The sequence below is a fragment of the Embleya hyalina genome (genome assembly GCF_003967355.1).
Classification (GTDB): domain Bacteria; phylum Actinomycetota; class Actinomycetes; order Streptomycetales; family Streptomycetaceae; genus Embleya; species Embleya hyalina.
On sequence record NZ_BIFH01000013.1, the window covers coordinates 875,355 to 887,603 of the forward strand.

The 12,249-nt window shown below is 72.0% G+C and carries 10 protein-coding genes and 1 pseudogene; 2 read left to right on the forward strand and 9 right to left on the reverse strand.

What is annotated here, in order from left to right; translation table 11 throughout:
* Positions 1-91 precede the first annotated feature (91 nt).
* From EMA17_RS03760 to EMA17_RS03790, 7 genes and pseudogenes are all read right to left on the reverse strand, one after another.
* Positions 92-784 (reverse strand): N-acetylmannosamine-6-phosphate 2-epimerase, encoded by a 693-nt coding sequence (locus tag EMA17_RS03760; RefSeq protein ID WP_218042616.1) that lies wholly within the window; start codon positions 782-784, stop codon positions 92-94.
* On the reverse strand, positions 781-1,785 hold the full coding sequence (locus EMA17_RS03765; protein WP_126635393.1) for an ROK family protein: 1,005 nt from the start codon (positions 1,783-1,785) through the stop codon (positions 781-783). The genes EMA17_RS03760 and EMA17_RS03765 overlap by 4 nt, the downstream gene beginning before the upstream one ends.
* Positions 1,782-2,714: a dihydrodipicolinate synthase family protein gene (locus EMA17_RS03770; RefSeq protein ID WP_126635394.1), complete on the reverse strand. Its 933-nt coding sequence runs from the start codon at positions 2,712-2,714 to the stop codon at positions 1,782-1,784. Before EMA17_RS03770 ends, EMA17_RS03765 begins: the two co-directional genes overlap by 4 nt.
* Before the next feature lie 120 nt (positions 2,715-2,834).
* Positions 2,835-3,846 (reverse strand): annotated as a pseudogene (locus EMA17_RS03775) (oligopeptide/dipeptide ABC transporter ATP-binding protein).
* Positions 3,843-5,789 carry a dipeptide/oligopeptide/nickel ABC transporter permease/ATP-binding protein gene (locus EMA17_RS03780; protein WP_126635395.1) on the reverse strand — a complete coding sequence of 649 codons (1,947 nt, stop codon included), beginning with the start codon at positions 5,787-5,789 and terminating at the stop codon, positions 3,843-3,845. The pseudogene EMA17_RS03775 and the gene EMA17_RS03780 overlap by 4 nt, the downstream one beginning before the upstream one ends.
* The gene (locus EMA17_RS03785) at positions 5,789-6,742 is read right to left on the reverse strand and encodes an ABC transporter permease (RefSeq protein ID WP_126635396.1); all 954 of its coding nucleotides are present in this window, start codon (positions 6,740-6,742) and stop codon (positions 5,789-5,791) included. The genes EMA17_RS03780 and EMA17_RS03785 overlap by 1 nt, the downstream gene beginning before the upstream one ends.
* Positions 6,743-6,828: 86 nt before the next feature.
* Positions 6,829-8,439: an ABC transporter substrate-binding protein gene (locus EMA17_RS03790; protein WP_246126420.1), complete on the reverse strand. Its 1,611-nt coding sequence runs from the start codon at positions 8,437-8,439 to the stop codon at positions 6,829-6,831.
* Positions 8,440-8,704: 265 nt separating this feature from the next.
* On the opposite strand from EMA17_RS03790, the gene EMA17_RS03795 reads away from it, so the two are divergent.
* Both EMA17_RS03795 and EMA17_RS03800 read left to right on the forward strand, forming a co-directional pair.
* Positions 8,705-9,418, forward strand: a complete 714-nt coding sequence (locus EMA17_RS03795) for a FadR/GntR family transcriptional regulator (protein WP_246126421.1) — start codon at positions 8,705-8,707, stop codon at positions 9,416-9,418.
* A 178-nt stretch (positions 9,419-9,596) separates the two neighbouring features.
* A complete protein-coding gene (locus tag EMA17_RS03800) occupies positions 9,597-9,884 on the forward strand; it encodes a hypothetical protein (protein WP_126635397.1) in 288 nt (95 codons plus the stop codon).
* Between the two features lie 96 nt (positions 9,885-9,980).
* Here the strand turns inward: EMA17_RS03800 and EMA17_RS03805 are convergent, their stop codons facing one another.
* Both EMA17_RS03805 and EMA17_RS03810 read right to left on the reverse strand, forming a co-directional pair.
* The gene (locus tag EMA17_RS03805) at positions 9,981-10,718 is read right to left on the reverse strand and encodes a class II aldolase/adducin family protein (protein ID WP_126635398.1); all 738 of its coding nucleotides are present in this window, start codon (positions 10,716-10,718) and stop codon (positions 9,981-9,983) included.
* Positions 10,719-10,790: 72 nt separating this feature from the next.
* Positions 10,791-12,011, reverse strand: a complete 1,221-nt coding sequence (locus EMA17_RS03810) for an amidohydrolase family protein (RefSeq protein WP_126635399.1) — start codon at positions 12,009-12,011, stop codon at positions 10,791-10,793.
* Positions 12,012-12,249: the final 238 nt, after the last annotated feature.

Genomic DNA, 12,249 nt, shown 5'->3' on the forward strand with positions numbered 1-12,249 from the left:
CGGGCGCCGCGGGCTCGGAAAACGAGTCCCGCGGCCGAGTCGGGACCGCCCGCGCCCACCGCACGCGGCAGGTGTGGGTCTCACCGGTGGACTACCGCCGCGGCAGCGCCTCGCGGAAGTTCGTGGTGATCCACGCCGGCACCGTGATCGCGGTGCCCACCACCACCGCGTGCGCACCGGCGGTGATCGCCGCCGCCGCGTCGGCGGGGCGGTGATAGCGCCCCTCCGCGATCACCGGGACGGTGATCCGCGCGGCGAGCCTCTCCACCAGGACCAGGTCCGGACCGGGGGTCCGAGTCCTGCCGGGGGTGTAGCCGGCCAGTGTCGTCGCCACCGCGTCCGCGCCGGCGGCCTCCGCGGCCAGCGCCTCGTCCTCGGTGGACACGTCCGCGAGAACCAGCGCCCCGGCCGCGTGGACCGCGCGCACCGCGTCGGCGAACGTGCTGCCGTCGGGCCGGACACGGGCGGTGCCGTCGATCGCGACGATCGACGCCCCCGCCGCCGCCACCGCCACGGCGTGGTCGACGCTCGGCGTGATGTAGACGTCCGTGTCGCCGTCCTTCCACAACCCGATCACCGGCACGTCCACGGCCGCGCACACCGCTTCGACGTCGGGGAGGCCGCCGATGCCGCCGCAGCGGATCCCGGCCGCGCCTCCCTCCACCGCGGCGCGTGCGATCGCCGCCATGATCGCCGGGCCGCGCAGCGGGTCGTCCGCACGGTGCACCTGGACCGAGACGATCAGCGCGCCGCGCAACGGCTCAAGAAGGTGATGCATCGTCATATCCGTTTCGCTCGGCAAGAGTTGTGGTTCCCTCCGGGTTCGTCGACGGCATCGTCGGGTCCGGGTACGGCGGAAACGGGGTCGCGCCCTCGCACCGGGTCCGCCAGGTCCTCGGGCAGCAGGGCCGCACCGACCAGGGGCGCGTCCAGGCCCAGACCCGCCGTCAGCACCGGGATCGTGCGCAGCGGCGGCAGGACCTCGGCGCGCAGGGCGTCGGCGAGCGGATCGGTGAACAGCGGGCCGATACCGCTCACCCCGCCGCCCAGGACCAGGGCCCGCGGGTCGAGCGCGCTCACCAGCCCGCCGAGGGTGCGGCCCAGGGCGACCGCGGCCCCCGTGATCACCGCGCCGGCGCGGGCCTCCCCGGCGTGCGCGCGGCGGGCGATCTCCCGCAGGTCCGGTCCGGGCGCGCCGTACGCCGCCTCGATCGCGGGCCCGGACGCGACCGCCTCCAGATGCCCGGTGCGTCCGCAGCCGCACCGGCGTGCCGAGACCGGGCCGGCCACGCTCAGGTGGCCCAACTCGCCCGTGACCCCGCGGGCGCCGCGGACGATCCGGCCGCCGAGGGCGAGGGCGCCGCCCACGCCGGTGCCGACCGACACGTACAACACCGCGTCGTTGCCGATCGCCGCGCCGCGCCGGAGTTCGCCCAGGGCCAGCACGTTGACGTCGTTGTCCACCAGGGTCCGCAGACCGGTGGCCGACTCCACCGTGCCGCCCACGGGTGTGCCCGCCCAGCCGGGGAGCAGATCGGTCGCGAAACGCACGGTCCCGGTGCGCACGTCCACCGCGCCGGGCGCGCCGATGCCCACGCAGGCGGCGGCCGGGGCGAGTTCGCGCACCAGGTCGATCACCGTCGCGAGCACGCGGTCCGCGCCCGCCGCGGCCGGGGTCGCGCGCACGCGCCGGTCGGTGACCCCGCCGTCGCGGTGCACGAGCCCGACGGCGATCTTCGTCCCGCCGATGTCGACCCCGATCCGGGGCCATCCGGGATCCGTCATGTCGCGAGCAGGCCGGCCCGGACGAGGTGGGCGCGCACGTCGGCGATCTCGGCCGCGTTCAGGGGAATCTGCGGGGCGGCGGTCGCGGGACAGTCGATCAGGCCGAGCAGGTGCAGCGCGGCCTTGAACGCGCCCAGCGCCGACGATCCGCGCCCCATACGCTCCGGCGCTCCGGCGTCGACGAGGCCGAACAGCGCGATCAGGCGCTCCTGTTCGGTCTTGGCCGCGTCCCAGTCACCGGCCGCGGTCAGGTCCCGCAGGCGGACGTAGCCGTGCGGGTCGACGTTGCCCAGACCCGGGACCACGCCGTGGGCGCCCATGCGGAAGGCGGTGTCCACGGTCAACTCCGAACCGGTGAGCACCGTGAAGTCCGCGACGTCGGCGGTCTCCAGGAGCAACCGGCGCAGTGCGCCCTCGTCGCCGCTGGAGTCCTTGACCGCCCGGATCACCCCGTCTCGGGCCAGCGTCGCCAGGTGTGCGACGCCGAGTTTGGTGTGCACCGACACCGGCAGGTCGTAGGCGATCACGGGCAGGTCGGAGGCGGCGCGCAACATGCGAAAGTGCGTGTCGATCTCGGCCGGGTGGGTGCGGGTGTAGAAGGGGGCGGTGGCCACCACGCCGTCCGCGCCGCATTTCTCGGCGACGCGGATGTGTTCGGTCACCCGCGGCGTGGTGGTGTCGATCACTCCGGCGACCACGGGCACCCGGCCGGCGACGGTGTTCACCGCGATCTCCAGCACCCGGGCCCGGTGCGCGTCGGTGAGGAACGCGACCTCGCTGGTGGAACCGAGCACGAACAGGCCGTCCACACCGGCGTCGAGCAGGTGCGCGATCAGTCGTTCGAGCGAGGGGGCGTCGACCTCCGACTCGGGGGTCAGCGGGGTGCAGACGGGGGGTACGACGCCGCGAAGTGCGGTCGACGGGGCCATGCGGTTCAGAGCTCCTGGCGGTGAAGGGAAGACGGGAACGAACAACGGAAGACGGGGACGGGGAGGGGCGGCCGCGGGTCGCGCGGACCGATGGCGGAACCCGGCGGGGGCGGCGAGGGGTCACACGGGGTGGTGGCACCGGAAGTGGTGCCCGGATTCCGCTTCGTGCGGTTCGGGCATCGTTTCGGCGCAGATGTCGGTGCTCCGGTGGCACCGGGTCCGGAAGGGGCATCCGCTCGGCGGGTCGACGGCGGAGGGCAGGGGTCCGGTCAGGGTGATCCGCTCGGTCGCGTCGAGCATGCCGGGCGTGGCCGAGAACAGGGCGACCGTGTAGGGGTGGCGTGGGGTGGTGGTGATCCGCGCGGTCGGGCCCTCCTCGACGACGCGGCCCAGATACATGACGGCGATCCGGTCGGCGAGGTAGCGCACGGTCTGGATGTCGTGCGAGATGAACACCAGGCCCAGGCCGAGTCGGTCCTTGAGGTCGCGGAGCAGGTTGAGGATCTGTGCGCGCACGGACACGTCGAGCGCGGAGGTGGGTTCGTCGGCGACGATCACCTCGGGCTCCAGGACCAGCGCGGGCGATGGCCACGCGCTGGCGTTGTCCGCCGGACAGTTGTCCGGGCAGCGCCTCGGCCGCGCTCGCGGGCAGGCCGACCAGGTTCAGCACCTCGCGGACCCGGGCCTCGCGCTGATCCCCGGTGCCGCGCGCGTGCACGTCGAGGGGGTCGCGCAGGATGCGTCGTACGGTCAGGCGTCGGTTCAGTGCGGTGGAGGCGTCCTGGAAGACCATGCCCACCGCACCGCCGAACTCGCTGCCGCGACGCCCGGCGGGCATCGTCCACAGGTCGTCGTCACGAAAGCGCACATGGCCGGCGGTGGGCTTTTGCAGTCCCACCAGCACGCGGGCCAGCGTGGACTTGCCGCAGCCCGATTCGCCGACGATGCCCAGCACTTCGCCGCGGTGTACCGATACGCGCGCGCCGGTCAGGGCGTGCAGGTGCGCCCGGGAGAAGAGCCCGGCGCCGGCGACGGCGTGGGTGACGTCCACGTCGTGCGCCGAGAGCACGGCGGGCCCGGCCGGTGTCGCGGGATCGAGGCCGGTCGCGGATGCGGGTGTGGTCCGGTTCATCGGATGCCTCCGGTCGTGGCGCGGGCCGGGTGGTGGCAGGCGGCGGCGTGGGCGTGCGCGTCGCCGGTCAGGGCCGGTCGCACGTCGCGGCAGTGCGCGTCGGCCGCCGGGCAACGTTCGGCGAAGCGGCAACCCGGGGCGAAGTCGGCCGGTGACGGCACCACGCCGGGTATCTGGTGCAGGCGTTCCTCGCCGGCCTCCAGGGACAGCACCGATCCCAGCAGGCCGCGGGCGTAGTGGTGGCGGGGGTCGCGCACCAGTTCCGCGGTGCGGCCGGTCTCGACCACGTGGCCGCCGTACATGACCACGATCCGGTCCGCCATCGAGGACACCAGGGCCAGGTCGTGCGAGACCAGGACCAGGGCGAACCCGAGTTCGTCACGCAGCCGGGTCAACAGGTCCACGACCTGGGCCTGCACCGTCACGTCCAGCGCGGTGGTCGGTTCGTCGGCGAGGATCAGTCGTGGGTCGCGGGAGAGGGCCATCGCGATCAGCACGCGCTGTCGCTGTCCGCCGGAGAGCTGGTGCGGATGACTGCGCAGGGTTCGGTCGGCGTCCAGGCCGACCAGTTCGAGCAGTTCGGCGGGGGTGCGGGTGCCGCCGCGCGCGGTGAGCTGGCGCAGTTGCGCCTTGATGGTCAGGCCGGGATTGAGCGAGCTGAGCGCGTCCTGGTAGATCATGGCCATCTCGTGGCCCAGGAGCGGGCGGCGTTCGCGCGGGGTCATCGCGAGCAGGTCGCGGCCGGCGAAGCGCACCTCCCCGTCGGTTTCGGCGCCCCTGGGGAGCAGGCCCATCACGGCCAGGCTGGTGAGACTCTTGCCGCAGCCGCTCTCGCCGACCAGGCCCACGGTCTCCCCGGGGCGTACGTCGAAGCCGACGTCCTCGACGACGCGTACGCCGCCGTGCCGGTCGGGAAAGCGCACGGACAACCCGCGCACCGACAGCAGCGGTGGCGCGTCGGGGACCTCGCGGGTCGGCAACCGGTCGGCCGCCTCGGCCAGGCGCGCGTCGAGCAGGGCCTGCGCGGCGGCGTCGAACGGCACGGCGCGGGCGGATTCGCGCTCGGTCTCGATCGGGTCCCGGGCGGTCTTTCCGGCGGGCGCGGCCCAGGCGTCCGAGATGCCCTCGGCGAGCACGTTCAGGGCGAGCACGGTGAGCAGGATCATCAGGCCGGGGAAGAAGGTGGCCCACCAGCCTCCGGTGAGGACGAGGGTGCGGCCGTAGGCGATCACCGATCCCCACGAGGGGTCGGGGTCCGGTACGCCGGCGCCGATGAAGGACAGGCTCGCCTCGAAGACGATGGCGTCGGCGACCAGGACGGTGGCGAAGACCAGGATGGGCGCGGCGCAGTTGACCGCGACGTGTCGGATCAGGATGTGCGGGCGGCGGGCACCGATCACGCGTTCGGCCGCGACGTAGTCCTCGCCGTACTGCGCGAGCACGTTGGCGCGCACGACCCGGGCCAGCGAGGGGGTGTACAGGAACGCGATCGAGCAGATCAGCACGTTCAGCGAGCTGCCGAAGACGGCGACGAACACCGCGGCCAGGGCCACGTTGGGAAAGGCCATGACCACGTCGAGCATGCGCATGACGCTCTCGTCGACCAGGCGTCGCGAGGTGGCGGCGACGGCGCCGAGCAGGCATCCGAGCACGAGGGCCAGGGCGGTGGCGCCCAGGCCGATGGCGAGCGACCAGCGGGCGCCGACCAGCAGGCGGGAGAACACGTCGCGCCCGGCCCGGTCGGTGCCGAACCAGTGTTCGGCGGAGGGCCCCCGGGCGGGGACGCCGGTGGCGAGCGGGTCGTGCGGGGCGATCCACGGTCCCAGCAGGGCGGCCAGGCACAGCAGCGCGAGCGCGCCCACGCACACGCGGGCGGGTACGGACAACCGGCGCCATCGCACGCCGGGGCGCGAGAGTCGGGCGACCAGTTCGGGGCGCATCATCAGGCCTCCCTGGTGCGGGGGTTGGCGAACAGGCAGGCGAGGTCGACGATCAGGTTGACCAGGACGAACGCGACCGCGATCACGAGGACGGTGCCCTGGACGACGGCCACGTCGCCGGAGGTGACGCCGTTGAGGATGAGCGTGCCGAGTCCGGGGAGACCGAAGATGGTCTCGATCACCACCGCGCCGCCCAGCGCGTATCCGGCGCGCAGACCGAGCACGGTCAGCGGGGTGACCAGGGCGTTGCGCAACACGTTGCGGCCCACGATCACCAGGGGCGGCAGGCCGTTTCCGGCGGCGGTGCGTACGTAGTCGCGATCGAGTTCCTCGACCATGGAGGTGCGGACGATCCGGGTCAGGGACGCGCCGACCGGCACGGCGATGGCGACGGCCGGCAGGAACAGGCTTCGCAGCCAGGCGCCCACGCCGTCGGCCGGGTTGACGTAGCCGCCGGTGGGAAACCAGCCCAGGCGCAGCGCGAATTGCTGGATGAGCAGGATGCCGAGCCAGAACGAGGGCGTGGCCACGCCGGCGATCGACAACACCCGGATGACGTGGTCGGGCCGTCGGTCGCGGAAGACGGCCGCGGTGACGCCGAGCACCAACGCGCCCAGTGACGCGAACAGCATGCCCAGGAACGTCAGTTGCAGGGTCAGGGGAAGCGCGGTGAAGATCGCGTCCGAGACCGGCTTGCTCGGTGGGGAGGTGACGCCGAGGTCGCCGTGCAGGAGGTCGCCCAGGAAGGCGAGGTAGCGCACCACGATCGGGTCGTCGAGTCCGTGGTCGGCGGCGTAGGCATCGCGCGCCGCGTCGGAGGCGCCTTCGCCCAGGGCGTTGTAGGCGGGGTCGGTGGGTGAGAAACGCAGGACCACGAAGACGAACAACGTGATCCCCAATAGGAGGGGTGGAAGGGTGAGCAGGCGTCTGCCGGCCATACGCAGGATCGTGGTCATGGGCTCTCGGGGGCGGAGGAACCGGTCCGCTCGCAGGGGAGGGCGCGAGCGGGCCGGACGAGGGGCGGGAACCGGGGCCGGGCGGCTCAGGTGGGTCCGGCGTCCAGGAAGGACAGGCCGGTGGTGGGCAGCGGCCGAAAGCCGGTGAGCGCCTTGTCGTTCCAGGCGGTGGCGAGCTTGCGATGGAAGACGGGGTAGAGCGGGACCTGTGCGGCGGCCAGATCGATCGCCTGCCCCCACAGTTGTTTGCGCTTGACGGTGTCGGCCTCGGCGGCTGCCGCGTCCAGGAGGGTCCGGGCCTGTCGGCCCTCGGGGGTCTGCGCCCACATGTGCCGCTTGTCGGCCCACAGACCCACGTACCACCAGCGCATCAGCAGGTCGACGTCGTTGCCGAAGACCGAGGGATCGCCGGGGGCGGCCATCACCTGATACTCGCCGTTGTCGATCTTGTTCTTGTACTGGCCGCCGGACTGGCCGATGTCGAGCGTGGTGCGCACGCCGATCCCGTCCCAGCTCTCCTTGATCAGCGGGGCGATGTCCTTGACCCACGCGGTGTCGGTGAGCACCAGGGTGAGGTCGAGCCCGCTCACGCCGGCCTCGGCGAGCAGGCTTTTGGCCCTGGCCGGGTCGTAGCCGTAGACGGTGGCCGCGCGGCGGTAGTCGGGGTGCGTTTCCTGGAGGAAGCTGCTCGCGGGGGTGGCGTTGCCGAGCAGGCCGGTGGCGATCAGCTTTTCCTTGTCCAGGCCCCAGTGCAGCGCCTGGCGCACGCGCACGTCGTCGAAGGGCTTGCGGCGCAGGTTGAACATCAGGAACAGCAGGCCGAAGCTCTGTACGGAGTCGGCCCGGTGGGCCTTCTTGACCTGGGCGTAGTTGATGTAGGGGACGTCCTCGACGACCTGGACGCGGTCGGAGTCCAGTGCGGTGACCCGGGCGGAGGCGTCGGCGAGCAGCAGCCAGTTCATCGTTGCGGCGCGCGCCGGCTTGGGGCCGTTGTAGGCGGTGTGCTCGGCGAAGACGATCCGGTCGTCCTTGGTCGCGGACACCATGCGGTACGGGCCCGAGCCCACCGGGAGGGCGTCGAAGCGCTGCCGGTCCCTGGTCACCACGGCCTTGGGGACGATCTTGACCACGGATATGCGCTCGCCGAACAACGCGAACGCGAACGCGAGAGCGAACTCCACCGTGTCGGCGTCGACGACGCGCACCTCGCGCAGGAACGGCAGGAACTGGCTGATCAGGGAGTTGTTCGCCGGGTCCAGGACACGTTGGAAGCTGAAGGCGACGTCCTCGGCGGTGACGGGCGAGCCGTCGTGGAAGGTGGCACCCGGTCGCACCTTGGCCCGCCATGTCGTGGCGTCCACCTGCTGCGGCATCGCCGCCGCGAGCGCGGCATAGGGGCTGCGGGTGACCGGATCGAGGTCGACCAGCCCCTCGAAGACGTGCATGTTTGCCGCCACCGGGAGCGCGCCGGACGCGCTCATCGGGTCGAAGCCGGTGCTCAGGGTGTAGGAGAGGCCGGCGTTGATGGACTTCTTGGCGCCGCCCTTGCCTCCCGAACTCCCGTTGCCGGTGTTCGTCGACTCGGGGCCGCACGCGGCGAGGGAGGTGCCGATGGCGGCGGCCGCGCCGAGTGCGCCGGTGAAGCGCAGGAACTGTCGGCGGCCCAGGGCCGGGGCGGGTGAACGCGACTCGAACACGGCGCCTCCTTCTTGTCCGGTGATGCGGGAACTCGGGCAAATCTATGGGGATCGTGCAGAACAATCGTCGAACAATGGACATCGGATGTGGAACGAGGGACGTCCTACCTCTAGACTCGGGTGAGATTAGGAGGCCATCCGTGACCGGGTCAAGAGGCAGAGGCGAACCGATGCGACGACCACGCCGCGCGACCGGCGTGGACGAGTCGACGGGTGAGGCGACGGGTGCGTCGATGAGTAGGGTGACGTCCAGGGACGTTCGGCGATGGGGGACGCGATGACGGTGCGCAACCGGCGCAACAACGGCGTACAGGAGCGGATCAAGGAGCTGATCCTGGAGCGCGGCCTGGACGCGGGCGATCCCATGCCCACCGAGACCGATCTCATGGAACTCCTCGGCGTCAGCCGCAACTCCGTGCGCGAGGCGCTGAAAGCCCTTCAGGCCGTGGGCATCGTGGAGATCCGGCACGGCTTCGGGACCTACGTGGGCCGCATGTCCCTCGGCGCACTCGTGGACGAACTGTCCTTCCACGGCCGCCTTTCCCAGGCCTCCGGCGCACGGAGCATCACCGAACTGGTCGCGGTGCGCGAGGCGCTGGAGGCGGGCCTGATCGGACAGGTCGTCGAGATCGCCGACGACACCGACCTGGCGGATCTGCGCTCGGTGGCCGATCTGATGGCGGCCGAGGCGGCCCACGGCGAGGTGTCGCCGCTGACCGACCGCCGGTTTCACGAGACGCTGTATCGCCCGCTGGGCAACGATCTGATGCTGCGTCTGCTCGCGGCGTTCTGGGACGCGTACGACCGGCTCGCCGCCGACCTGCCGCCGATCGGCGAGTCCGCCTCGGAGGTCGCGGCGCAACACCGCGAGGTCTACGACGCGGTCGCCGCGCGCGACGCCGAGCGTGCGCGCCGCGCGGTCACGGTGCACTTCACCGGCATCCGGGGCCGCGCACCGGGCCCCGTTCCGACTCCGTAGCCGGCGCGTGCCACGGGGCGGCGGCGATCCACCGTGGCGGTGGGCGGGATCCGCGTGTCCCTCGCATTCGGGCGCACCGGCGGCAACCGCCTGGTTACACAGTGCGTCTCTTTGGATACAGGGGGTGTCGACGGTGGTCGTCGGGGCCACCGTCGGCCGATCTCGAGGAGACATCTCCATGCGCCGCATCGCAGCAACCTGCGTCACCTTGGCAGCCGCCGCGACCCTCGCCCTGACCCAGACCCTCCCCGCCTACGCCGCGACCGGCACGCTGTACATCAATCGAGCCGAGTACACCGACCCGAGCGGCTGCCTCAACTCCGACGCCCCGGATCCACTGGTGTACAACCGGACCGACCAGGTCGCCACGGTCTACCTCTTCGCGAACTGCACCGGCCTGATCACCGGGAGCGTGTGGCCGGAGGCGTACAGCCAGGTCGTCGGGTCCAGCATCTCCATTCCCTGACCCGCACCTCGCTCGCCGTTTCGACGGCCGGGGGCGGTCCCGTGACATCGACGGGCCCGCCCCCGATCGCCCGGATATCGCGGGGTCGGCCGTGGGTCAGTCGAGGAGGGTGGGGTCGGCGGCGAGTTCGGCGCGGACGCTTGCCTCCCAGAAGCCCCGGAAGCCGTTTCCGTCGCCGGTGCGGGTGCGGGCGAACCAGGCCTCGGGGAGGGAACCGGTGGTGGGGCCGCCGGCGGCGCGGACCATCCAGGCGTTGCGGCAGCGGGTCTCCAGGGCGACGGCGCGTTGGTGGACGGCCCGCACGGTGACGCCGAGTACGAACACGCCGTGTCCGGCGAGCAGCGCGAGTTCCCCGTCGCCCATCGCGGCGACGGTCTTGGCGGCGGCGGAGCCGTTGTCGACGGCGCCCTGGTACTCGTCGACCAGGACGAGGTCGCCGCCACCGCCGATGCTGGAACTCTGGTCGTACGCGGGCGGGATCTCCCCCATGTCGGCCCACACGGTGCCGTAGCGCGGGTGGTTGTGCATGGCGACCTGGACGTCGGGGCGGAGCCTGTGCAGTTCGAGGTGCAGCGGGATGCCGAGCGGGACGGGCCACTCGCCTTCGACGACGTTGCCGTCCAGGTCGATGCGGATGATGTCGCGCGGGCGGATCTCGTTCCAGGTGAGCAGCCACGGGTTGCACAGCAGGGTGCCGTCGCCGAGGTTGTAGGTGATGTGCCCGGCGAGGTGGTCGTCGTAGCCCTCGCGCCACAGCGTGCGTGCGAGCAGCACGATCTCCTGGGCCGGGGTGAGGTCGGGCATGAGCGTCCGGGCCGTCGGCACGAATGTCATGGGATGCCTTCCTGAGGGAGGACGCGGCGGCCCGTCGGGTCCGTCGCGGGCGGGTCTGTCGGGGCGGCGGCGTCAGGCGTCCAGGGGCAGTACGACCTCGGGCAGGGGGTGCCGGTACAGCTTCGCGGCGTTCCCGCTGCACATCATCCGCAGCTCGTGCGCCGGGATGTCGCCCCAGTACCGCGCGATGACGTCCTGGGTGTGCGGCCAAGTGCCGTCCCCGTGGGGGTAGTCGGTCTCCAGCATGATGTGGTCGACGCCGATGACGTGCCGCAGCGCGATCGTGGAGGGGTCGTCGAGGGTGCAGAACCAGAAGTTGCGGCGCAGTACGTCGGCGGGGCGCTCGTCCCAGCCCAGGCCGTAGCCGGACCGGTCGACGATGTTGTCGAGGCGGTCGATGAGCATGGGTACCCAGCCGATGCCGCCCTCGCTCATGGCGATCTTCAGGTCGGGGTGCTCGACCGGGTAGCCGGACCACAACCATTCACTGCACGCGCCGAGCGAGAGCTGGCCGAACATGGTCGCGCCGATCTGCAGCGCGGGACCGCCCGGCGGGATCGGATGCATGCCCGAACTGCCCACGTGGAGCGAGACGACGGTGCCCGTCTCGACGCAGGCGCGGATGATGGGGTCCCAGTGGCCGCGGTCCCACAGCGACGGGAGGCCGATCGCGTGCGGGCGCTCGGGGAAGGTCACCGAGGTGAAGCCGCGGGCCGCGTTGCGTTCGATCTCGGCGACCGCCTCGGCCGGGTCCGACAGGTAGGCGATGCCGCCCGGGATGATCCGCTCGGGGTAGGCGCGGTACCACTCCTCGTACATCCAGTCGTTCCACGCGCGCACACACGCCTTGCCGACCTCGACGTCCTTCGCGTGCGCGAACACCCGGCCGCAGAACCCGGTGATCTGCGACGGGAAGTTGAGCATGGCCCGGATCCCGCCCAGGTCCATGTCCTCGACCCGGGCGTGCACGTCGTAGCAGCCGGCCCGCATCTGGTCGAAGCGGAACGGTTCGAGGCCGACGGTCTCGGGGCGGCGCCCGGCGACGGCGTTCATGCCGACCTGCGAGTAGCGCTTGCCCTCGAACTCCCAGACCTGCGCGCCGTTCGCGTTCTCGACGATGCGCGGGCCGCGTGCGCGCAGCGACGCGGGCAGGTGGGTCTCGAACAGGTGGGGTGGTTCGACGACGTGGTCGTCCACCGAGATCACCGTGTAGCGGACCTCGGCGGGCTCGGGGTCGGGCAGGAACAGCTCGGGGTCGAGTTCGGGGGACGGCGACCGGCTCGGCTGCGGCATGGGATTCCTTTCCGCCTGGCGATTCGAAGTCGTATCTCTCAGCGATACGATGTGTTGCAAGGCGACCTTCGGGTTCGGACTATAGGAGCCGGAGCCCGCGATGTGAAGGCCGGCGGCGAACGGTCACCGAGCCCGCCGGGCGCCGTTTCCCGGACATGCGCGGGGGCGTACGAGAGCGGCGGGGGCGGTTGGAGCGGCGTCCGTGTCGTGTCGCCGAGCGATACGGTGGGCGGCGGTG

Excerpts from the sequence above, each read along its gene's own strand:
- EMA17_RS03760 (WP_218042616.1), bottom strand. The coding sequence starts at position 784 with ATGACGATGCATCACCTTCTTGAGCCGTTGCGCGGCGCGCTGATCGTC.
- EMA17_RS03765 (WP_126635393.1), bottom strand. The coding sequence starts at position 1,785 with ATGACGGATCCCGGATGGCCCCGGATCGGGGTCGACATCGGCGGGACG.
- EMA17_RS03770 (WP_126635394.1), bottom strand. The coding sequence starts at position 2,714 with ATGGCCCCGTCGACCGCACTTCGCGGCGTCGTACCCCCCGTCTGCACC.
- EMA17_RS03780 (WP_126635395.1), bottom strand. The coding sequence starts at position 5,789 with ATGATGCGCCCCGAACTGGTCGCCCGACTCTCGCGCCCCGGCGTGCGA.
- EMA17_RS03785 (WP_126635396.1), bottom strand. The coding sequence starts at position 6,742 with ATGACCACGATCCTGCGTATGGCCGGCAGACGCCTGCTCACCCTTCCA.
- EMA17_RS03795 (WP_246126421.1), top strand. The coding sequence starts at position 8,705 with ATGGGGGACGCGATGACGGTGCGCAACCGGCGCAACAACGGCGTACAG.
- EMA17_RS03800 (WP_126635397.1), top strand. The coding sequence starts at position 9,597 with ATGCGCCGCATCGCAGCAACCTGCGTCACCTTGGCAGCCGCCGCGACC.
- EMA17_RS03805 (WP_126635398.1), bottom strand. The coding sequence starts at position 10,718 with ATGACATTCGTGCCGACGGCCCGGACGCTCATGCCCGACCTCACCCCG.
- EMA17_RS03810 (WP_126635399.1), bottom strand. The coding sequence starts at position 12,011 with ATGCCGCAGCCGAGCCGGTCGCCGTCCCCCGAACTCGACCCCGAGCTG.